The organism is Nitratireductor sp. CH_MIT9313-5 (genome assembly GCF_037029545.1).
In the GTDB taxonomy this organism is placed as follows: Bacteria; Pseudomonadota; Alphaproteobacteria; order Rhizobiales; family Rhizobiaceae; genus Chelativorans.
On the sequence record NZ_JAYMER010000014.1, the window covers coordinates 187,280 to 209,578 of the forward strand.

The 22,299-nt window shown below is 59.5% G+C and carries 20 protein-coding genes and 1 pseudogene; 16 read left to right on the forward strand and 5 right to left on the reverse strand.

The window, feature by feature from the left end; genetic code table 11:
• Positions 1-64 precede the first annotated feature (64 nt).
• From WA367_RS08440 to WA367_RS08450, 3 genes are read right to left on the reverse strand one after another with little or no spacing between them, the layout of a single operon-like run.
• Entirely contained in the window at positions 65-1,249 is a 1,185-nt protein-coding gene (locus WA367_RS08440) for a GNAT family N-acetyltransferase (protein ID WP_336057076.1), read from the reverse strand.
• A 50-nt stretch (positions 1,250-1,299) separates the two neighbouring features.
• Entirely contained in the window at positions 1,300-2,013 is a 714-nt protein-coding gene (locus WA367_RS08445; protein ID WP_336056344.1) for a glycerophosphodiester phosphodiesterase, read from the reverse strand.
• A gap of 4 nt (positions 2,014-2,017) precedes the next feature.
• The gene (locus WA367_RS08450; RefSeq protein ID WP_336057077.1) at positions 2,018-2,482 is read right to left on the reverse strand and encodes a RidA family protein; all 465 of its coding nucleotides are present in this window, start codon (positions 2,480-2,482) and stop codon (positions 2,018-2,020) included.
• A gap of 109 nt (positions 2,483-2,591) precedes the next feature.
• Here WA367_RS08450 and WA367_RS08455 point away from each other — a divergent pair, with 109 nt between their 5' ends.
• From WA367_RS08455 to lpxB, 14 genes and pseudogenes are all read left to right on the forward strand, one after another.
• The gene (locus WA367_RS08455) at positions 2,592-3,425 is read left to right on the forward strand and encodes an EipB family protein (RefSeq protein WP_336056345.1); all 834 of its coding nucleotides are present in this window, start codon (positions 2,592-2,594) and stop codon (positions 3,423-3,425) included.
• 166 nt (positions 3,426-3,591) lie between these two features.
• Positions 3,592-4,377 (forward strand): 30S ribosomal protein S2, encoded by a 786-nt coding sequence (gene rpsB / locus WA367_RS08460; RefSeq protein WP_336056346.1) that lies wholly within the window; start codon positions 3,592-3,594, stop codon positions 4,375-4,377.
• A gap of 122 nt (positions 4,378-4,499) precedes the next feature.
• The gene (gene tsf, locus WA367_RS08465; RefSeq protein WP_336056347.1) at positions 4,500-5,423 is read left to right on the forward strand and encodes a translation elongation factor Ts; all 924 of its coding nucleotides are present in this window, start codon (positions 4,500-4,502) and stop codon (positions 5,421-5,423) included.
• A gap of 104 nt (positions 5,424-5,527) precedes the next feature.
• Positions 5,528-6,283 carry a UMP kinase gene (gene pyrH, locus WA367_RS08470; protein ID WP_336057078.1) on the forward strand — a complete coding sequence of 252 codons (756 nt, stop codon included), beginning with the start codon at positions 5,528-5,530 and terminating at the stop codon, positions 6,281-6,283.
• A gap of 18 nt (positions 6,284-6,301) precedes the next feature.
• Entirely contained in the window at positions 6,302-6,862 is a 561-nt protein-coding gene (frr, locus tag WA367_RS08475; protein WP_336056348.1) for a ribosome recycling factor, read from the forward strand.
• Positions 6,863-6,878: 16 nt separating this feature from the next.
• Positions 6,879-7,619, forward strand: a pseudogene (locus WA367_RS08480) (isoprenyl transferase); the annotation flags it as partial.
• Positions 7,616-8,473: a phosphatidate cytidylyltransferase gene (locus tag WA367_RS08485; RefSeq protein WP_336056349.1), complete on the forward strand. Its 858-nt coding sequence runs from the start codon at positions 7,616-7,618 to the stop codon at positions 8,471-8,473. The pseudogene WA367_RS08480 and the gene WA367_RS08485, both read left to right, overlap by 4 nt.
• 98 nt (positions 8,474-8,571) lie before the next feature.
• Positions 8,572-9,675 (forward strand): RIP metalloprotease RseP, encoded by a 1,104-nt coding sequence (gene rseP, locus WA367_RS08490; RefSeq protein ID WP_336057079.1) that lies wholly within the window; start codon positions 8,572-8,574, stop codon positions 9,673-9,675.
• A gap of 246 nt (positions 9,676-9,921) precedes the next feature.
• On the forward strand, positions 9,922-12,285 hold the full coding sequence (gene bamA, locus WA367_RS08495) for an outer membrane protein assembly factor BamA (RefSeq protein ID WP_336056350.1): 2,364 nt from the start codon (positions 9,922-9,924) through the stop codon (positions 12,283-12,285).
• Between the two features lie 53 nt (positions 12,286-12,338).
• Positions 12,339-13,397, forward strand: coding sequence for a UDP-3-O-(3-hydroxymyristoyl)glucosamine N-acyltransferase (lpxD, locus tag WA367_RS08500; protein ID WP_336056351.1), 1,059 nt, complete (start codon positions 12,339-12,341; stop codon positions 13,395-13,397).
• Entirely contained in the window at positions 13,390-13,851 is a 462-nt protein-coding gene (gene fabZ / locus WA367_RS08505) for a 3-hydroxyacyl-ACP dehydratase FabZ (RefSeq protein WP_336056352.1), read from the forward strand. Before lpxD ends, fabZ begins: the two co-directional genes overlap by 8 nt.
• A 16-nt stretch (positions 13,852-13,867) precedes the next feature.
• Complete coding sequence (gene lpxA / locus WA367_RS08510) at positions 13,868-14,701, forward strand: acyl-ACP--UDP-N-acetylglucosamine O-acyltransferase (RefSeq protein ID WP_336056353.1); 834 nt, start codon at positions 13,868-13,870, stop codon at positions 14,699-14,701.
• A complete protein-coding gene (locus WA367_RS08515; RefSeq protein ID WP_336056354.1) occupies positions 14,685-15,566 on the forward strand; it encodes an LpxI family protein in 882 nt (293 codons plus the stop codon). The genes lpxA and WA367_RS08515 overlap by 17 nt, the downstream gene beginning before the upstream one ends.
• Positions 15,563-16,726, forward strand: coding sequence for a lipid-A-disaccharide synthase (gene lpxB / locus WA367_RS08520; protein ID WP_336056355.1), 1,164 nt, complete (start codon positions 15,563-15,565; stop codon positions 16,724-16,726). The genes WA367_RS08515 and lpxB overlap by 4 nt, the downstream gene beginning before the upstream one ends.
• Positions 16,727-16,734: 8 nt before the next feature.
• Here lpxB and uvrA read toward each other — a convergent pair whose 3' ends face one another.
• Positions 16,735-19,653, reverse strand: a complete 2,919-nt coding sequence (uvrA, locus tag WA367_RS08525; protein WP_336056356.1) for an excinuclease ABC subunit UvrA — start codon at positions 19,651-19,653, stop codon at positions 16,735-16,737.
• A 751-nt stretch (positions 19,654-20,404) separates the two neighbouring features.
• Here uvrA and WA367_RS08530 point away from each other — a divergent pair.
• Both WA367_RS08530 and WA367_RS08535 read left to right on the forward strand, forming a co-directional pair.
• Positions 20,405-20,902 (forward strand): single-stranded DNA-binding protein, encoded by a 498-nt coding sequence (locus tag WA367_RS08530; protein WP_336056357.1) that lies wholly within the window; start codon positions 20,405-20,407, stop codon positions 20,900-20,902.
• A gap of 29 nt (positions 20,903-20,931) precedes the next feature.
• Positions 20,932-21,423: a GyrI-like domain-containing protein gene (locus tag WA367_RS08535; protein WP_336056358.1), complete on the forward strand. Its 492-nt coding sequence runs from the start codon at positions 20,932-20,934 to the stop codon at positions 21,421-21,423.
• Between the two features lie 75 nt (positions 21,424-21,498).
• Here WA367_RS08535 and WA367_RS08540 read toward each other — a convergent pair whose 3' ends face one another.
• Complete coding sequence (locus WA367_RS08540) at positions 21,499-22,152, reverse strand: MarC family protein (protein ID WP_336056359.1); 654 nt, start codon at positions 22,150-22,152, stop codon at positions 21,499-21,501.
• Positions 22,153-22,299: the final 147 nt, after the last annotated feature.

Consider the following 22,299-nt stretch of genomic DNA (forward strand, 5'->3'; position numbering starts at 1 on the left):
CCCCGGTCTTTCATGGAGCGGAATGTTTGGTTCGCGAAGAGCGCGCGGTCAAGAGGTCGCGGACCTATTCCCGTTCGCCGCGACGGAATGGCGTATGCGCTCTCAGCACATCCGTGATCTCTTCCACTTCCTGGCGCTCATGTTCCAGATAGTCGGCCACGGCCCGCCGTAACCCCGGATGCGCAATGTGGTGGGCTGAATAGGTGGTGACGGGCTCATAGCCGCGTGCCAGCTTGTGCTGGCCCTGCGCGCCCGCCTCTACGCGTTTCAGCCCATTCGACAGCGCAAAATCCATGGCCTGATGGTAGCACACCTCGAAATGCAGGAACGGGTGGTCTTCGATGCAGCCCCAATTTCGGCCATAGAGCGCGTCGGCGCCGATGAAGTTCAAGGCGCCTGCGATGTAACGACCATTCCGTTTGGCCATGACGAGCAGGATATCCTCAGCCATGCGCTCGCCAATCAGGGAGAAGAAGCGCCGGTTGAGATAGGGACGCCCCCATTTTCGGCTTCCCGTGTCCATATAGAAGGCGAAGAAGTTGTCCCACACGGCTTCAGTCAGTTCCGAGTCGGTGATCCACTCGATAGATATGCCGTTTTCAAGTGCCTGCCGTCGCTCTTTCTTCAGTGCCTTGCGTTTTCGGGAGGCAAGGCTTTCGAGAAAATCGGCGTAATCCCTGAAATCCCGGCAAAAGAAGTGAAACTGCTGGTCGAGACGAAGCAGATAGTCATGCGCCTGCAAAAGCTGCGCTTCTTCGTTGGTGAGGAAGGTCGCATGGGTTGATGAGAGCGAAAGTCTTTCGGCAAGCGCCTTCAAGCCCTCGGCTAACGCGGCCTTCGCAGAAGGCGCTGCACGACCGGAAGCTGACAGCAGGCGTGGCCCTGTTGCCGGCGTGAAGGGAACGCTGACCTGCAGCTTTGGGTAATAACGACCACCGGCACGCTCGAACGCGTCGGCCCATCCGTGATCGAAGACATATTCGCCCTGGCTGTGCAGCTTGATGTAGGAGGGCGTGGCAGCGACAAGTTTTCCGTCACCATCTTCAAGGCGCAGGAAGCGCGGTATCCAGCCGGTCGCTTCGCCAACCGAGCCGCTGTCTTCGAGTGAGCTCAGGAATGCATGGCTGACAAAGGGACTATAAGGCTTATCAGCTCCGCTTCTCGAAGTGCCGTCGAGTCGCGCCCATTCCTCGCTTGTGAAGTCGCGAGCACCTTCCGTAACGCGCAGAACCGGCTGACCACTTGTCATCTCTTCGCCTTCCGCCACGCGCTTCCTCAACTCCCGCTTTCCGCCCACTTTTAAGGGCGAAAGCCCTCGAAAGTGATCTGGTCCGCATATTTGTAGGTCAGTTCCGCATCCTCAACATTGCGCACCGTCCAGGTGATTACCGGCAGGCCGCGGCTGTCGTGAACCTCCTTGATGAATGCATTTGGCAAGTGCTTCACATTGTATGAGACGAAATCAACGCCACCATCCATCGCGGTCCGGTGAAGGTCGAACGCGTTTTTCGTCGTTCCTTCGGCCGTCAAGCCAATGGGAATGTCGCCCGAAGATTTCTGCATCTCGCGGATGAGCCAGTGGTCGAAGCTCATCAGCGCGGCAGAACCCTTGTAAGTGGCAAGCAACTCGACCATTGCGGCCACCAGACCGTCATCGCTGCCGCGTTCGCCTTTCAGTTCGATGATCAGGGGCACGCGCCCGCCGACGAGATCGAGCAGTGCCTTGACGCTGGGCACCTTGTCCTCGGTCCCTCCAATGTGAAGCTCCTCGATCTGGCTGGACGTGAGAGCGGACAGCTTCCCCTCACGACCGGTCAGCCGTTCAAGCCCCGCATCATGAAAGACAACGGGTACCTTATCCGCGCTGAGGCGCACGTCACATTCGATCGCATAGTCTTCATCAATGGCGGCCTGAAACGCTGAAAGCGTGTTCTCCCAACACGCCTTGTTTCCGTCGTGCAGGCCGCGATGTGCGATCGGCCGTTTTGTGAGCCAGACGAGATCACCAGCCATGATGTCACGCCACCTCGATAATGGCTTCGATTTCCACTGGAGCGTTTAGCGGAAGCGATGCAACCCCGACGGCTGAGCGGGCGTGTCGGCCTTTGTCGCCCAGAGCTGCAGCGAAAAAGTCCGAAGCGCCATTGGCGATGAGATGCTGCTCGGTGAATTCCGGCGTTGACGCGACAAAAACCGTGATCTTGACGATCCGCTCGATCTTCTCAAGCGAGCCGAGCGCTGCACGCGCCTGGGCGAGGATGTTTACCGCACACCACTTCGCGGCAAGTTTACCTGCCTCTACACCCAGTTCCTGTCCGACGAGACCCATGGCCATCAGCTTGCCGTCCTTCATGGGAAGCTGGCCGGAAGTGATGAGGAGCTTGCCTGACTGACAAAAAGGCAGATAATTCGCGGCCGGGGCGGCAGGCTCCGGAAGTTCCACACCAAGTTCAAGCAGCCTTTTGTCGATTTCATTGCCCATCATTTTTCCTTTCGCACCATTTGCGGCCTCGCCTCTGTTTTGCCATGACAGAAGAGGAAGCGTGTTACAGCGCGATAACACAAACTCATCCAAGACGGGAGACAAGTCCATGCGCCTGATGCGCCTCATGCTTCTGACTGCCACTGCCTTCATCACGGTGGTCGGCGGCGTTGCTCCCGCCAAGGCCGAGGCGCTGCAATCGCATAGGGCCGTCTATGATCTGCAGCTTGCCGAAAGTGACGACGATTCGATTGATTCGCTCAAAGGCAGATGGGTTTTCGAGTTCTCCGGCTCGCAATGTGTCGGCTATACGGTGAAGTCGCGTATCGTCATGCAGTTCGACATGACCGACGGGCCGCGCATGATTGATCAGCGCATCACAAGCTTTGAAGACGCAAAGGGCGAGACGTTTCGCTTCGTCACCAAATCATTCATCGATCGGGACGACGAGAGTGTCGTCGAGGGAACGGCGCGCCTGAGCGATGGCAAGACCATCGTGGACTATACAGGGCCAGAAAAGGCTCAGCACGAGTTCGAGCCCACACTTTTCCCGATTGCACAGCTCAAGGAGCTTCTGGCGAAGGCCGCGAATGGCGAGAACTTCTACCAGACCCGCGTCTTCGACGGCACCGAATTCGTGGAAGATGCGGTGGATGTGACCGTGGTCCTGGGCAAGCCGCGCCCGGTTGAGGCGGGGGACGAGGAGCGCGATGCGCTTGGAGCGCTGGCCGATGAGGAATTCTATCCTGTCACCGCGGCCTATTTCGACAAAGAGGAAGGTGTCGGTGAGCAGGTGAGTGACTACAATGTCAGCTTCAAGCTGCATCCTAACGGCATCCAGCGCGATTTGCTCATTCGCTATACCGACTACTCGATGAAGGCGAATCTCGTGGATCTGGAACTCTTCGACGAAGATCAGGAGTGCGAAGCGCAGGTGCAATAGCGCCTGGGACGCCGCGCCTGCTTGCATTAGTGCGCATATCGGTCTATATGCGCGCCCATTCCACACGCGGGTTTTTGGTAGCTGTCGGGAGAAATCCGACAGACACCTCCGGTGGCGGTTTTACCGCCTGACGACCCGCGGAGGCTAACCGGAAAGGAAAAAGAAAATGGCATTGCCTGATTTCAGCATGCGCCAGCTTCTCGAAGCAGGCGTTCACTTCGGCCACCAGACTCACCGCTGGAACCCGAAAATGGGCCCCTACATCTTTGGCGCCCGCAACAATATTCACATCATCGATCTGAGCCAGACCGTCCCGCTCCTGCATCAGGCGCTGAAGGCTGTTTCCGACACCGTCGCCAAGGGCGGTCGCGTTCTTTTCGTCGGCACCAAGCGTCAGGCTTCCGAGATCGTTGCTGATTCTGCTCGTCGTTCGGCCCAGTACTACGTCAACTCCCGCTGGCTCGGCGGCATGATGACCAACTGGAAGACGATCTCGCACTCCATCCAGCGCCTGCGCCGTCTTGACGAGCTGCTGGCCGGTGACGCTTCCGGCTTCACCAAGAAGGAGCGCCTGAACCTCGAGCGCGAGCGCGACAAGCTTGAGCGTGCACTTGGCGGTATCCGCGACATGGGCTCCACGCCTGACATGATGTTCGTGATCGACACCAACAAGGAAGCGATCGCCATTCAGGAAGCACGCCGTCTGGGCATTCCTGTTGTCGCAATCACCGACTCCAACTGTGATCCGGACATCGTCGACTACCCGATCCCGGGCAATGACGACGCATCGCGCGCAATCGCTCTTTACTGCGACCTCATCGCCAAGGCTGCCATTGACGGCATCGAGCGCCAGCAGGGTGCCCTGGGCATGGATATGGGCGAGATGGAAGAAGCGCCGGCTGAAGCAGCTCTCGAAGAAGCTCCGGCTGCTGAAGAAGCGAATAACGGCTGATTGTGAGCCTCCTGCGAGGTTCGCACAAATGGTAGTGCGGGGAGTTTTGTCTCCCCGTTCATCAAGCGGCCGGTGCATTCATTGCCCGGCCGTTCACGCAATTGGATATTGAAGAGGCGACGATGAGCATTTCAGCGGCACAGGTCAAAGAACTGCGCGAGATGACTGGCGCAGGCATGATGGATTGCAAGACGGCGCTGGCCGAAACCGGCGGCGACGTGGAAGCGGCTGTCGACTGGCTGCGCAAGAAGGGTATTTCCAAGGCTGACAAGAAGGCTGGCCGCACGGCTGCCGAAGGCCTCATCGGTGTTGCATCCGATGACAACAGCGCCGTTGTCGTCGAAATCAACTCCGAAACGGACTTCGTTGCTCGCAACGACGCCTTCCAGGAGCTGGTAAAGAACGTGGCAGAGGTTGCACTCTCCACCGACGGTTCGGTTGAGGCGGTCGCTGCCGCCAACTATCCGGCTTCCGGCAAGACTGTTGAAGACAGCATCAAGGACGCGATCGCCACGATCGGCGAGAACATGTCGCTGCGCCGTGCGGCCAAGCTCTCCGTCGAGAAGGGTGCCGTTGCAAGCTACATCCACAATGCAGCAGCAGACGGCCTCGGCAAGATCGGTGTCCTCGTTGCTATCGAGACCGAGGGCAATGCAGACGCAGCGCGCGCATTCGGCCGTCAGGTCGCCATGCATGTCGCCGCAATCAACCCGCTGGCGTTGTCCGAGGCCGAAGTCGATCCGGCAGCTGTTGCCCGTGAGAAGGAGATCTTCTCCGAGCAGGCGCGCCAGTCCGGCAAGCCCGAGAACATCATCGAGAAGATGGTCGAAGGCCGCATGCGCAAGTTCTTCGAGGAAGTTGTGCTCGTAAAGCAGGCTTTCGTGGTCAATCCCGACCAGACCGTTGAGCAGGCACTCGCAGAGGCCGAGAAGGAAATCGGCGCTCCGGCCAAGATCGTCAGCTTCGTGCGCTTTGCGCTCGGCGAAGGTGTCGAGAAGGAAGAGTCGGATTTCGCGGCAGAAGTGGCTGCAGCCGTAAAGAAGTAAGCAACCCATTGCTGACTTAAACAAGGGGCATCGCGTGACAACGCGGTGCCCTTCGTGTAGGCGACAATGAAATGACAGCCCGGCCTACCATCGCATGCCGGGCCATGCCGGACAGGGAGCAGATCGTGACCACACGCTATCGCCGCGTCGTACTCAAAGCCTCGGGCGAGGCGCTGATGGGCAGCCAGGGATTTGGAATTGATGTTTCGGTGGTTGATCGCATCGCGCGAGACATCGCCGAGGCGCGTTCGCTTGGTGTGGAAGTCGGCGTGGTTATCGGCGGCGGCAATATTTTCCGCGGTGTTGCGGTGGCCTCCAAGGGCGGTGATCGGGTGACCGGCGACCATATGGGCATGCTCGCGACAGTCATCAATTCGCTCGCGCTGCGCACTTCTCTCGTCAAGATCGGTGTCGATGCGGTGGTTTTGTCTGCCATTGCCATGCCTGAGCTGTGCGAGAGCTTCTCCCAGCGCCAGGCGACCACCTATATGAATGAGGGCAAGGTCGTGATTTTCGCCGGTGGTACCGGCAATCCCTTCTTCACCACCGATTCGGCGGCCGCGTTGCGTGCAGCAGAGATTGGTGCGGATGCGCTCTTCAAGGGCACTCAGGTTGACGGCGTCTATTCGGCTGATCCAAAGAAGGATCCGACCGCAACGCGTTACGAGCGCATCAGCCACCAACAGGTGATGGCAGATGGCCTTGCCGTCATGGACACGGCAGCAATCGCGCTTGCACGGGAGAACCACATTCCGATAATCGTCTTCTCGATTCACGAAGAAGGCGGGTTCGGAGCCATACTGAAAGGCGGCGGGCACTGCACGGTGGTGGAAGATGCCGCGCATGCAAATCACGCTTAGGCCTAAGGGGAGAGCAACATGCCTGATGGTATCGATTTCAACGACTTGTCGCGCCGCATGGATGGCGCAGTAAGCGCATTCAAGCACGACCTGGCATCACTGCGCACGGGACGCGCTTCAGCCAATCTGCTCGACCCGATCCATGTGGAAGCCTATGGGTCCACCATGCCGATAAGTCAGGTCGGCACGGTATCCGTTCCCGAGCCACGCATGATCTCCGTTTCCATCTGGGATCAGTCCATGGTGCAGGCGGTGGACAAGGCGATCCGCGAATCCAATCTGGGCTTTAACCCGATCGTCGATGGCAATACGCTGCGCATTCCTCTGCCGGAGCTCAATGAGGAGCGCCGCAAGGAACTCGTGAAGATCGCGCATCAATATGCCGAAAGCGCACGCGTTGCTGCGCGCCATGTTCGTCGTGACGGCATGGAGCAGCTCAAGAAAGCTGAGAAGGATGGTGTCATCAGTGAGGATGAACATCGTCAGCAGGCTGATCGTGTGCAGAAGATGGTCGACGAACGTATCAAGGAAATCGACAAGCTTCTGACGACCAAGGAAGCAGAAATCATGCAGGTGTAGTGCTGCAGGCGCGGCACTAAGCACCGCACGGGGAGCATTCATGAAGCCTGCGCATGTGGCAATCATCATGGACGGGAACGGCCGCTGGGCACAGGCTCGCGGACTTCCGCGTTCCGCCGGCCACCGCGCGGGCGTTGAGGCGCTCCGGCGCACGGTTCGCGCGGCAGGCGAGGAGGGTATTTCCTACCTGACCGTCTACGCCTTTTCTTCGGAGAACTGGTCCCGCCCGAAGGCCGAGATCAATGATCTCATGGGGCTCTTGAAGCATTTCATCCGCCGCGATCTGGCGGAACTGCACAAGAACGGCGTGCGTGTGCGCATTCTGGGCCGGCGCGAAGGGCTTGCACCCGATATTCTGCGCCTCTTGGAAGAGGCCGAAAGTCTCACCGCCGACAACACCAACATGACCTTGGTGGTCGCCTTCAATTACGGCTCGCGCGACGAGCTTGCGCGTGCGGCCGAGATACTGGCGCGCGAGGTGCAGGCGGGGAGGCTTGATCCCTCCGACATCACGCCAGAGCGCATGGCCGGCGCGCTCGATACGGCGGATATTCCCGATCCTGACCTGATCCTGCGCACCAGTGGCGAGCAGCGCCTGTCCAATTTCCTGCTCTGGCAGGCAGCCTATTCCGAATTCGTATTCCTGCCAGTCAATTGGCCGGATTTCGGCCATGAGCATCTGGCAAACGCGCTGGAGATCTATGCAAGCCGCGACCGCCGCTATGGCGGGGTAGGGATACAGGAAGCAGCTTTATGAGCAACGAGCCTGCCGCCGCATCACCGGTAAAGCCAAGAAGCGACCTGCGTCTGCGCGTGCTCTCCGCACTCGTCATGGCCGTTATCGTGCTTTTTGCCACGTTTCTGGGCGGACCGGTCTACCGGCTTTTCGCGGCAGCCCTTGCGCTTCTGGTGTTCCATGAATGGTCTGCCATGAAGCCGACCTTGCCCCGGGACAACCGGCTGCTTGCATGGGGTGCGCTTGTCGCCGCGCTCGTGCCTCTCGTTCTGGGCATGCCTGATTGGGTGGTGTTGATTGCCATAGCTCTGGCCAGCCTTCTTGCGGGGCTGCATGCCCTGGGCAGCAATGCAGGGCTTTGGAACGCGTTCGGCATCGCCTATGCCGCGCTTCCTGCATTGGCCATCGCCGCCTTGCGGGGCGACACGATGAATGGCCTCATCATCGTTCTCTACCTTTATGCGGTGGTCTGGGCCACCGACATCGTTGCCTATTTTGTAGGCAGAGCCCTGGGCGGTCCGAAGCTCGCGCCTTCGATCTCGCCCGGCAAGACCTGGAGCGGGGCAGCGGGTGGTACCGTCGGTGCATGCGCAGCCGGCGTGGGACTGCTCATGGTAATGGGTGTATCCGGAGCAGCTCTGATATTCGCTGCATTGCTGGCGCTTGCGCTGTCGGTGGTTTCTCAGGCCGGCGATCTGTTCGAGTCTGCGCTGAAGCGGCGCAACGGGATGAAGGATTCAGGTTCGCTCATTCCCGGACATGGCGGTGTGATGGATAGGGTGGACGGTCTGGTTGCTGCAGCCTTGCTGCTTTATGCAGCTTTTGCTCTGGCAAGCATGGCTGGCACTCTGCCTGCGGGACTGCTTGCGCTGTAGATATGGAATATCGCCCAGCTCATGGGCGCCATGACAAAATTTCGAGTTGGTGACAGGAAACTGGTTTGGCTGAAATTACCGCTTCCCTTCTTTGGCTGATGAATTTCATGCTGGGCACGATCCTGCCGTTTCTCTTCGTGCTGACGATCGTCGTATTCGTCCATGAGATGGGGCACTATCTGGTCGGCCGCTGGTGCGGCATTGGTGTGCGCGCCTTCTCCATCGGCTTCGGCCCGGAACTCTTCGGCTTCAATGACCGTAAGGGCACGCGCTGGAAACTCTCGGCGATTCCCCTTGGCGGCTACGTGAAGTTTGCCGGTGACATGTCGGTCACCAGCCGTCCGGATGCTGCAGACGACAATCTGTCGGACGAAGAGCGCAAGGTGGCCTTCCACACCCAACCGGTATGGAAGCGTGCGGCAACCGTGTTCGCAGGGCCGCTTTTCAATTTTCTGCTGACAATCGCGGTGTTCACCGTGATGTTCTCCATGTTCGGGAAGTTCATCTCCGAGCCCATGGTCGCCGAAGTGCGCCCCGACAGTCCCGCTGCAGAAGCCGGCATCCAGCCAGGCGACCGATTCTTCGCCGTAGAGGGGACGCGCGTTGAGACCTTCTCCGATGTTCAGCGGCTGGTATCGGGCAGGGCAGGTGATCCGCTCCGCATCACCCTGGTGCGCGATGGGGAGGAGGTCGAAGTCACTGCGACGCCTGAAATTGTCGAGCAGAAGGACGCGCTCGGCAACACCATCAAAATCGGCGTGATCGGAGTGGTCAACAATGAGGAGCTTGGGCAGTTCCGCAGGGTGGAGTTCGGCCCGGTGGACGCGCTCAAGGAAGGTGTCGCCGAGACAGGCTTCATCATGCTGCGCACCGGCCAGTTCATGAAGCGTCTGGTCATGGGCCGCGAGGATCGCTGTCAGCTGGGTGGGCCGGTCAAGATCGCCGATATGGCAGGCAAGGCGGCCACGCTGGGCTTCGAATGGCTGGTTCAATTGGTCGCGCTTCTGTCGGTGGGCATCGGCATTCTCAATCTTTTGCCCATTCCACCGCTTGATGGCGGCCATCTGATGTTCTACGGCTTGGAGGCCGTCATGCGCCGGCCCGTATCGGAGCAGGTGATGGAACAGTTTTACCGCGTCGGTATGCTCGTCGTGCTTGCGTTCATGGGGTTCGTGTTCTGGAATGACCTCTTTGGATGCTGAAGCCGAACCTGTATGCTGCAGCGGGAATCAGGCGAGCGATTGCCGCGCCAGGGTTGTGGTTGTTGTGAGAGTGTTTACCAAGGCGGGAGATTAGCGTGGCTCTACGGTCACGAAGCTGAGTTTCGTAAACGCAAATTAACCAGATCCCTTGCGTGTATGGAAAATCCGGCTATTACCGTAGGCACATTGCCCGCTTGTCCGGATTTCTCGCCCGGGGATAACGAGAATAGAAGGTTTTAAGGCCCAATGAAGGCAGCTTCCAGTTTCATGTGCGCCGTTTCGGCGGTAGCGCTCTCGGCCGGAATGGTCATGTCTGGCGCGGTTGCTGTGCAGCTTGCGGCGGTTTCCGTTGCCGAAGCCGCAACAGTAAGCCGGATTGAGGTTCGCGGGAATCGGCGCGTCGATGCCGAGACCATCCGCAACTATGTCGGCATCACGCCCGGCCAGTCCTTCACCCAGGCTGATCTGAACGAGGCTGTGAAGCAGCTCTTCAACACCGGCCTGTTCGCCGATGTGTCGGTGACCCAGCAGGGCTCAACGCTTGTTGTGTCGGTCGATGAATATTCGATCGTCAATCAGGTGCTCTTCCAGGGCAACAAGAAGATCAAGGATCGCAATCTCGAGCAGGCCGTCCAGCTGCGTCCGCGCGCTGCCTTCTCGAATGCCGCGATGGAAGCCGATGCGCAGGCAATCCGCGACGCCTATAGCAAGATCGGCCGTGACGAAGCGACGGTGACTCCGCGCGTTCAGGAACTGGCAGACGGTCGCGTCAATGTAATCTACGAAGTGCAGGAAGGCGGTCGCACCAAGATCGGCTCCATCAGTTTTGTCGGCAACAACGCCTTCAGCGATCGTCGCCTTCGCGACGTCGTGTCGACCAAGCAGTCGAACTTCCTGTCCTTCCTGATGCGCGACGACATCTATGACGAAAATCGTCTACGTGCGGATGAGGAAGCGCTGCGCCGCTTCTACTACAATCGCGGCTATGCCGATTTCCGCATCATCTCCTCTTCGGGAACGCTCGGTGCGGACAACGAATACAATGTCACCTTCACCATCGAGGAAGGTGAGCGTTACACATTCTCCGACGTTGCCATCGAAACAACGATCCCGGGTGTGGACACGCAGACGCTTGAGCGTGTGATCCAGACGCGCGCCGGCGGCACCTACAGCGCTGAAGATGTGGAAGAAAGCATCATTGCGCTGACCGAGGAAGTTGCTGGCCTTGGTTACGCCTTTGCGGAAGTGACGCCGCGCGGCAGCCGTGACTTCGAAAACCGCACCATTTCGGTTGTCTACTCGGTAGACGAGGGCACGCGCGCCTATATCGAGCGCATCGAGATCCGCGGCAACAACCGCACGCGTGACTATGTCATTCGTCGCGAGTTCGACCTTTCGGAAGGTGACGCCTTCAATCAGGTTCTGGTTCAGCGCGCAAAGAAGCGTCTGGAGCGCCTGAACTACTTCCAGGTTGTCAATATCGCGACCGTTCCGGGCTCCCAGCCCGACCAGGTTGTTCTGGTGGTGGACGTTGTTGAAAAGTCGACCGGTGAATTCTCCATCGGTGCGGGCTACACGACCGGGGGGTCTTCCGGCGGCGGCTTCTCTCTGCAGGGATCCGTCACCGAGCGCAACTTCCTGGGCCGTGGCCAGTTCATCAAGCTGTCGGCTTCCGGTGGTGAAGATTCCCGCGACTACAGCTTCTCCTTCACCGAGCCTTACTTCCTCGGTCGCCGGATTGCTGCTGGTTTCGACGTGTTCCGCAACACCCGAACCTTCTCGAACTCTTCCGATCAGGACATCTATGATCGTGAAACGACCGGCGCGACCGTTCGCTTCGGTCTTCCGATCACCGAGGCCCTGACGGCCCAGCTTGCGTATAACTACTCGCAGGAAGAATACACCAGGGGCGATGATTACGCTTCGGCTAGCGTTTCGACCGCTGTAGATCAGGCAATCAGCCAGGGCACTTGGAAGAAATCCTCTGTCAGCGGATCGCTCGTCTACAACACCATCGACAATCTGCAGAGCCCGCGTGAAGGCGTCTATGCCAACTTCACCACGGAAGTTGCTGGCCTGGGCGGTGACGCGAAATTTGTGAAGGTCACGGGTCGCGCCAACTACTACCACATGCTCTCCGACGAGCTTGATCTGGTCGGTCTTGTGACTGTTGGTGGTGGACACATTGCTGCGATTGGTGACGAGAAGCTTCGCATCTTCGACCAGTTCAACAGCAATGACCGCATGATCCGCGGCTTCAAGTACAACGGCATCGGTCCGTACGAGACGACCTCGAGCGGCGGTCGTGACTATCTTGGTGGCACCACCTATTTCCACGGAACAGTGGAAGCGCAGTTCCCGATGCCGATCATTCCTGAAAGCTTCGGTCTGCGCGGTGCATTCTTTGCTGATGCGGCCACGCTCTACGGCAGCGACTACACAAGTGCTGATGTTGGCGGCACGGATATGGCCTGGCGCGCATCCGTTGGTGCCAGCTTGATCTGGGCTTCGCCTTTCGGTCCGCTGCGCGTCGACTATGCCGAGCCGGTGGTCAAGGAAGACACTGACCGTATCCAGAACTGGAACTTCGGTATCTCCACCCGGTTCTAGTCGAAAATCAGGTCCAAGCCCGGGGGCGAGAAGCGCCCGGGCGAAAGGCATTTATGAACGATCCGGTGTTTTTTAGCCCGGCCCGCCACTATCAGGCGGGCGAAATTGCAGCGCTCACTGGTGCGCAGCTTGCAGACAATCGGTTTGCGGAAAATCTCATCACGCATCTCGCTCCCGTTACGGAAGGCGGTGAGGGCGCGCTTGTCTTCATGGACCCAAAGCGCAAGCAACCAGGTCTTGAAAGCCTGAACGCTGCGGCGATCCTTTGCAGCCATGACCATGTTGCAGCCGTTCCCGAAGGTGTGGCGGTGCTTGTTACCGACAAGCCGCAGATGGTTTTCGCTTCTGTGGGACGCCTGCTTTACCCGCAGTCGGTGCGTCCGCATCCGATGACTGGAGAGATAGGCGTCTCCGCCCGCGCGATCATCGCCGATTCTGCCATGATCGAAGATGGCGCCACCGTCGAGGCCGGCGCAGTTATCGGTGCGCATGCCCAGATCGGCGCAGGCACCGTGATCGCACCGAATGCGGTTGTCGGTCCCGGATCGCGCATCGGGCGCGATTGCTTCATTGGCCCCAATACCAGCGTTCAGCACGCCCTTCTGGGAGATCGGGTTATCCTGCACGGTGGCGTGCAGGTGGGGCAGGATGGTTTTGGCTTTCTGCCGGGGCCAAAAGGATTAGAGAAAAATCCTCAGATCGGCCGTGTGATCATCCAGGATGATGTAGAAATCGGCGCAAACACCACCGTGGATCGTGGCGCATTATCCGATACGATCATCGGCGAGGGCACCAAGATCGATAACCTCGTTCAGATTGCGCATAATGTGCGTATCGGGCGCGGTTGCGTGATCGCCGGTCATTGCGGACTGTCGGGTTCGGTGGTGCTGGGTGATTATGTCATGCTCGGCGGCCGCGTCGGTATCGCCGACCACATCACGATCGGGGATCGGGTCCAGCTTGCCGCATCCAGCGGCGTGATGAACGACATTCCAGCTGGCGAGCGTTGGGCGGGTGCGCCTGCACAGCCCATGCGGCAGGCCTTCCGTGAGATTGCCGCGATACGTGGTCTTGTTGAGGAAAAGCACAAGGGAAAGAAGCGCAATGACTGATGCGACCGACAAGCTGACAAGCCTTGATATTCTGGGACTTCTTGAAGCGCTTCCGCACCGCTATCCGTTTCTGCTTGTCGACAGGATCGAGAATATCGACGCGGACAACTCCGCCGTCGGCATCAAGAATGTGACCTTCAACGAACCGCACTTCATGGGGCATTTTCCCGGCCAGCCGGTCATGCCTGGCGTTCTTATCGTTGAAGCCATGGCGCAGACGGCCGGCGCGATCTGCATCAAGAGCGCAGGCGATGAGCAGCCATCGGTGGTCTATTTCATGACCATCGACAACGCCAAGTTCCGCAAGCCGGTGGTTCCGGGTGACCGCCTGGAAATCCATGTGCAGAAGCAGAAGCAGCGCGGCAATATCTGGAAATTCGCCTGCGAGGCCAAGGTCGACGGTACGAAGGTTGCCGAGGCGACCATCTCCGCCATGATGTCCGGCAAGGACTGAAGGCGCGCTTGATCTGATGTCTGCCCAGACACAAATTCATCAAAGTGCCGTCATCGAGGATGGTGCGGAAATCGGCGCGGATGTGAGCATCGGTCCGTTCTGCCACATCGGACCCCATGTCGTGCTGAAGGACGGCGTCAAGCTTGTCGGCCATGTCAGCATTCAGGGGCACACGACCATCGGCGAAGGCTGCGAGATCCATCCCGGTGCCGCTCTTGGCGGTCCGCCGCAGGATCTCAAATATGACGGCGCGCCGACCACGCTGACCGTTGGCCGCAGATGCATCATCCGCGAAGGCATGACCATTCATCGCGGCACGGAAAAAGGCCGCGGAACCACCATTGTCGGTGATGAATGCTACCTGATGGCCTACAGCCATGTGGCCCATGACTGCATCGTCGGCAACAAGGTCACCATGGCCAATTATGCCGGGCTGGGGGGGCATTCCGAAATCGGAGATGGCGTCATCTTGTCGGGTTACGCCGCTGTCCATCAGTTCGTGCGCGTGGGCCATCACGCCTTCCTCGGCGGCTTTGCAGCCGTGGTCGGCGATGTCATACCCTATGGTATGGCGGTCGGTGATCGAGCCAGGCTGCGCGGTCTCAACGTGGTCGGCATGAAGCGCTCCGGCATGGCGCGCAGTGAGCTTTCCGCACTGCGCAAGGCCTATCGCATGCTTTTTGACCCGTCAGAGCCGATGACGGCCAATATCGCACGCGTTGAAGAGGCATTTGCGGGTTCCGCAGTCGTTGAAGACATGCTTGCATTCGTGCGCGGCCAGGAAAAGCGCCATTTCACGGTTCCGCCGCGCGGGCGTGGCGGCGATGCTGACGATGCAGCCGAGGACTGAAACCGGCCCACCTCAAGCACAGGAAGGTCGCGTCGCCGTGGTCGCGGGAAGTGGTCTGCTGCCCAGACAGGTGGTCGATGCCCTCCTGCGACAGGGGCAGGCACCCGTCGTAATTGCCATCGAGGGTGAGGCAAATCCCACCGATTATGACGGGTTGGATGTGCATCCGGTGCCACCGGCGCGTCTCGCTGTCATGTTGCCGAAACTCAACCGCTGGAATGTCGACAGACTTGTACTGGCTGGCGGTGTCGCAACACGGCCTCCGCTGCGCGATCTGCGCTTTCCCCCTTCATTCCTTCTTCAGCTTCCACGCCTGATCAGGGCCTATGCGCAAGGTGATGACGGCCTCCTGCGCGCGGTGATCGGCTTCATCGAAAGCCGTGGCATCAAAGTGTTGGGCGCGCATGAAATCGTACCGGATCTGCTCGCGCCAGCCGGTCCCTTGGGGCGCGTGAAGCCGGACCGTCAGGGCCTGCAGGACATCGAGGCTGCTGCAGAAGCCGCAAGGACAATTGGACGGTTGGATGTCGGTCAGGCAGCCATTGCGGTCGGTGGACGTGCCGTCGCTCTGGAAGGCATAGAAGGGACAGACGGTCTCCTTCAGCGGATGAAGGAATTGCGCAACCATGGCCGCCTGGCCGGTGCAAAGGGTGGCGTTCTTGCCAAATGTGCTAAGCCACAACAGGATGCCCGCGCGGATCTGCCCACAATCGGACCCCGGACAGTCAGCGATGCGGCAGAGGCCGGGTTGTCGGGCATAGCCGTGGACGCGGAGCGCGCGATAGTTCTCGATATGGCAGAAACGATCCGACGTGCCGACAGCCACGGATTGTTCATCTTCGGCATGCGGGAGACGGAGCGGTGAGCGGCAAGCCCCTGCGTATCGCGGTCATAGCCGGCGAAGAATCCGGCGATCTTCTCGGTGCAGATCTCGTGGCGGCACTTGAGCGCCAGTCGGGCAGAGCGGTAGAGCTCATCGGTGTTGGCGGGCACAATCTTCAAACCCTCGGGTTGAAGAGCCTGTTCCCATCAGGCGACATCGCATTGATGGGAGTTTCTGCGATCATTCGCGATCTGCCGCGCCTGCTTCGCCGCATCCGACAGACCGCGAGGGCAATTGTGGAGGCCAGGCCGGATTGCCTCATAACAATCGACAGCCCGGAATTTGCACTGCGCGTGGCCCGTCGCGTCCATGACGAAGAGCCCGACATACCCGTCGTGCACTATGTCTGCCCGAGTGTGTGGGCCTGGCGTCCGGGCAGGGCCGCACAGATGAAGCCCTATGTAGACCACATCCTATGTCTGCTGCCCTTCGAACCCAGGGTTCTGGAAGAGCTTGGTGGGCCGGAAGGCACCTATGTCGGGCATCGGTTGAACGCGGACAGCAATCTTCTCGCCGCAGCGCATGAGCAATTGGCGCGTCCCCCAATACCGGAAACTGGCCGAAAGACATTGCTTGTCCTGCCCGGCTCGCGCCGTGGCGAGGTGACGAAGCTGCTCAAGCCTTTTGGCGAGACGGTGCGGCAACTCACTGACCGCGGTCACGAGTTTGATCTGCTTCTTCCAACAGTACCCCATGTGGCGGAACTGGTGGAGCAGGGCACGCGCGACTGGGCCGTGCGCCCGCAGATCATACACGACAGTCAGGGCAAGTGGCGCGCCTTCGCGCAGGCGGACGCAGCACTCGCCTGCTCGGGAACCGTGGCGCTGGAGCTGGCGCTCGCCCGCGTGCCCTTTATCAGCTGTTACAAGACGGACCCGCTCGCGCGCATGTTGATCTCGATGATCACAGTCTGGTCGGCATCGCTGCCAAACCTGATTGCGGGGTGGCCGGTCGTGCCGGAGTTTTTTGACGATTTCGTGCGGCCCGAATATCTGGCGCGGCTGACCGAGCAGCTGTGGGAAGACACGCCGACACGAAAAGCGCAGCGCGAGGGCTTTGCAGAGGTCGCAGCCATGCTTTCGACCCCCGAACCATCCGGTGAATTGGCAGCCAAGGCCGTGATGAAGGTACTTGACCGGTAGGAGGCTGCCTATTCGGCAGCCTGTTTCGCCGGGCGGCGCTCCAGAAGTTCTTTCAGGAACTGGCCGGTATAGCTTCGCGGCTCGGCCATGACGTCCTCGACAGACCCCGCCGCAACCAGTTCGCCACCGCCGTCACCACCTTCGGGACCGAGATCAAGAATCCAGTCGGCCGTCTTGATGACCTCAAGATTGTGCTCGATCACCACCACCGTGTTGCCCTGGTCAACAAGCTCGTGAAGCACTTCCAGAAGCTTTGCTACATCATGGAAGTGCAAACCCGTGGTGGGTTCGTCGAGAATATAGAGTGTCTTGCCGGTCGCGCGTTTTGACAGTTCCTTGGCAAGCTTGATGCGCTGTGCCTCACCGCCTGAAAGCGTTGTGGCCTGCTGGCCGATATGGATATAGCCGAGCCCCACGCGTGCAAGCGTGGCGAGCTTGTCACGAACAGCAGGCACGGCGGCGAAGAACTCGACGCCTTCCTCCACCGTCATCTCAAGAACATCCGCGATGGATTTGCCCTTGAAGGTGACTTCCAGCGTTTCACGATTGTAGCGCTTGCCGTGGCAGACATCGCAGGTGACATATACGTCCGGCAGGAAGTGCATCTCGATCTTGATGACACCGTCGCCCTGACAGGCCTCGCAGCGCCCGCCCTTCACATTGAAGGAGAATCGTCCCGGCTGATAGCCCCGCGCCTTGGCTTCCGGAAGGCCGGCAAACCAGTCACGGATCGGCGTGAAGGCGCCGGTATAGGTCGCCGGATTGGAACGAGGGGTGCGCCCGATAGGCGACTGGTCGATATCGATGACCTTGTCGAGAAACTCCAGCCCCTCGATCCGGTCATGCTCGGCGGGATGCTCCCGGCTACCCATGATGCGGCGCGACGCGGCCTTGAACAATGTCTCGATCAGGAAGGTGGACTTGCCGCCACCTGAGACACCGGTGACGCAGGCAAAGGTGCCAAGCGGAATGTCGGCGGTTACATCCTTCAGATTGTTGCCGCGAGCACCAACCACGCGCACGCGCCGCTTCTTGGAAATCTCGCGCCGCTTCTCAGGTTTGGCGATGCCCATTTCTCCGGTCAGATATTTGCCGGTGAGTGAATTCGGGTTCGCCATGATCTCGGCTGGCGTGCCTTCGGCGATGATGCGACCGCCATGAACACCGGCCGCAGGTCCGATATCCACCACATGGTCCGCGGTGAGAATGGCATCCTCATCATGCTCGACCACGATCACCGTGTTGCCAAGGTCGCGAAGATGGCGCAGCGTCGCCAGAAGCCGGTCATTGTCTCGCTGATGCAGGCCGATGGAAGGCTCGTCCAGCACGTAGAGCACGCCGGTCAGGCCCGAACCGATCTGTGAAGCGAGACGGATGCGCTGGCTCTCACCGCCTGACAAGGTGCCGGAATTGCGCGACAGCGAAAGGTAATCGAGGCCCACATCATCCAGGAATACGAGACGCTCGCGAATTTCCTTCAGGATACGCGCGGCAATCTCGTTCTGCTTGTCGGTAAGGCGGTCGTTCAGGTTCTCGAACCACAACCGCGCAGCCTTGATCGATTTGGCGGTGACTTCGCCAATATGCAGGCCGTCGATCTTGACGGCCAGTGCCTCCGGTTTCAGGCGATATCCGTTACAGGCGGGGCAGGGATGAGCCGACATGTAGCGCTCGATCTCCTCGCGCATCCAGGCCGACTCGGTTTCCTTCCAGCGCCGCTGAAGATTGGTGACCACGCCTTCGAATGGCTTGGTCGTGCGATAGCTGCGCAGACCGTCATTGTAATCGAATGCGATCTTCTTTGTGCCGGTGCCGTGTAGAATGGCCTTCTGCGCTTCGGGAGACAGCTCCTTCCAGCGGTTGGAGACCTTGAAGCCGAATTCCTTGCCCAGACCTTCGAGCGTCTGGAGATAATAGGGCGACGTGCTTTTCGCCCAGGGCGCAATAGCACCTTCGCGCAGGATCGCATTCTCATCCGGAACGACCAGATCCGTGTCGATGTCGCGTTGGCTACCCAAGCCGTCACAGGTGGGGCAGGCGCCAGCAGGATTGTTGAACGAAAAGAGGCGCGGTTCCACCTCCGGAATGGTGAAGCCGGAGACCGGGCAGGCGAATTTTTCCGAGAAGACCACACGCTCATGCGTCTCGTTCTTCGATTTGTTCGCCGATCCACCGCTGGAGGTCTCGTCGGCGGGAAGCGGCTTGTCTGCAAATTCCGCAACCGCCAGTCCCCCGGAAAGCGTGAGACAGGTCTCCATGGAATCCGCAAGGCGCGTGGCCATGTCCGGTCGCACGACGATGCGGTCGACGACCACGTCGATGTCATGCTTGTACTTCTTGTCGAGCGCAGGCACGTCTGCGATTTCGTAGAATGTGCCGTCCACCTTCACGCGCTGAAAACCGCGTTTCTGAAGGTCCGCCAACTCCTTGCGATATTCGCCTTTCCGGCCGCGCACGATCGGCGCGAGAATATAGAGACGCGTCCCTTCCTCAAGCTCGAGAACGCGGTCCACCATCTGGCTGACGGTCTGGCTTTCGATCGGCAGGCCGGTTGCGGGCGAATAGGGCACACCCACGCGCGCGAAGAGCAGGCGCATATAGTCATAAATCTCGGTGACGGTGCCCACCGTTGATCGCGGATTTTTGGAGGTCGTCTTCTGCTCGATTGAGATAGCAGGCGATAGACCATCGATCTGGTCCACATCGGGCTTCTGCATCATCTCCAGGAACTGTCGTGCATAGGCCGACAGGCTTTCCACGTAACGCCGCTGGCCTTCCGCATAGATCGTGTCGAATGCCAGCGACGACTTGCCGGAGCCCGACAGGCCCGTCATGACGATCAGCTTCTCACGCGGAAGGTCGAGATCGACATTCTTCAGATTGTGCTCGCGTGCGCCGCGGATGGTGATGTGCTTGTTCTCGGGCATGCCCCGTCGCTGCCTTGTAAAATTTCTGCAAGAGTCTGAATTCAGCCTTGCCTCATGTAGGTATGTGTCGCGCAATGTCGATGGCCGCGCGCGCATGGCTGCTATTCTTTTGCGGGTTTACCCTCTTTCAGGCAAGTGAAAAGAACAAACAACGAACAGTCTCCTGACATATTGATCACATTTTTTGCCGACTTCTTGACGCTTCAATTGGAAGGGCGCACTCTGCAATTACAGCCAGTGTTGCCGGACAAGCCCGAAACGGTGACACGGCTGAACAAAGGTAGTGGATCTGGGAGTGAGGCATGACTCCACCTGACTGTTACTAAGGGCTCTGTCACTGAACGGAGCCACACCGCTCTGCCGCATACCGGTGAATGTCGCGACAGCGCCAGCAATGGCGTCTTGCGGAGGCGGTGCATCACAACACATCGCTGGTAGAAATTTGAAGGTGGCGATCGCCGCCAAGCATAGATCCGGCTAGAGGCCGGCATAGGTCAGAAGACCGAAAAAGCCCTGGAAGCCCAAGATGGCTGCAGGGCTTTTTTGTGAGCTGTGGGCAGTTGACAGCCATCGCGGACGGGGCGCTTGCTTAACAGGCGTCGCAACGATAGAACAAATAAAGAACAAAAGATTTGTGGACGAAGGCGCGGCACCCGCGGCAAATTCAACTGCATGTCCACATTTCCATTAAGGTGCTTCGACTGACGAATGCCGCAGGCGCGGCGAGATAGGAATTGAGTGGAGTTAGGCCATGGCAGGCAGTGTCAACAAAGTCATCCTGGTCGGCAATCTGGGTGCCGATCCTGAAATCCGCCGCCTGAATTCCGGTGATCCGGTGGTCAATCTGCGCATCGCGACGTCGGAGACGTGGCGCGATCGTGCGACCGGTGAGCGTCGCGAGCGTACCGAGTGGCACAATGTCGTCATCTTCAACGACAATCTCGCCAAGGTGGCCGAGCAGTATCTGAAAAAGGGCGCCAAAGTTTATCTCGAAGGCCAGTTGCAGACGCGCAAATGGCAGGACCAGCAGGGCCAGGACCGTTACACGACGGAAGTGGTGCTTCAGAAGTTCCGCGGCGAGCTTCAGATGCTCGATACCCGGGGGCAGGGTGGCGACAACCAGATCGGCTATGGCGGCGGTGGCGGCGGCCAGCGATCTGACTTCGGCCAGTCCAGCCCGGCCGAGCCTTCCGGCGGCAGCTCCGGCGGTGGCTACTCCCGCGATCTGGACGACGAGATCCCGTTCTGATCCGATCTTGAAATTTCAGGAGACTGCCGATGAGCTTCGAACTGACTGAGCGCGATGCCCAGACCCTGTTCGGGATCATCTGGCAGGGCTCCTACGAAGAGGCGGGGCGCGGTGAGGTCAAGAAGGTCATCGCGCTCATGGAAGGTCTGCGCAAGCAGGCAGTGACCGCAGCCGCGGAAGAAGGCCAGCCGGACGCGGATACCGGCTTGATCGGCATTTCCTGGAATGATCAACCGGATGGTTTCCGCTATCTCGTCGCACTGCCCGCCGCTTTGGCAAGGTATGTAAGGCATGACGATATGCGCGGTCACGATTTCCCGCGCATGTCCTTCGCCACCGCCTGGCACTCTGCCGATGACGGTGACGTTTTCGCCCATTACCAGGCCATGTTCGAGTGGATTGAGGGGCAAGGCCTGCAGCGGGCAACCCGCATCATGCATCATCGCGAAGAATATACCGCACCTGCAGTCCTTGAAGGCGCACCTGTACTGCGCCTGATGACGCCGGTCGAGCGGGCCTGAAACCGTAATCCATTTTCGGTCGCGAGACCTGGATGGCGCAGTGCCGTCCTGTCGCTCTCGATATGGGCCGGTGCCTCAGCCAGAGCCCGCCGCGGCGCCTGCAAGCTGGAACAGGTCCTTGATGCCGTCCGACACGAATTGCACCGCCAGGGCGGCCAGCAGCACGCCCAGGAGGCGCGTCAGAATGGAGCGGCCCGTTTCACCCAGAAAGGCATCGACCCGCTCGGCAAGCACGAATACCGAATAGGTGATCAGCAAGACGAGGGCGATGATCCCGAACAGTGCCGCTTTTCCAACCGGTTCGGAAAATTCCCCCGACAGCAGCACCGATGCGGAAATCGCACCCGGGCCGGCGATCAGGGGAATGGCAAGCGGGAAGGCCGCGATATTGTGGATCTCGTCGCGGGTGATGGCGCGTTTGGCGCTCTTCTCGTGCCGCTCCTGGCGGCGCTCGAAAATCATCTCGAATGCGATCCAGAACAGAAGCAATCCACCAGCCACGCGGAAGGCAGGAAGCGTGATGCCAAGCACCGAGAGAATGACACTGCCTGCAAGCGCAAAGACCGTCAGTACCAGAAGCCCGATGAGGCAGGCACGCACCGCAACCTGTCCGCGTTCGGCCCTGTTCATACCGGCAGTAACGCCCAGGAAGAGCGGTGCCAGACCGGGCGGATCCACCGTCACCAACAAGGTCACCAGCGCATTCAGCATGGCTTCAAAACCCGGCATGAAAAGCTCCAATTCCGACCGGCTTCGTGCCGACAAATCTCAAATTCCAGGCTGCTCCAAAGCGCCTGTTCGCGCGATTTTTGACCGCTTGCGCAAGAGCTTTGCCTCATTTCTTGGCTCTCGTCCACAGCCCCACCCTTATCTTAC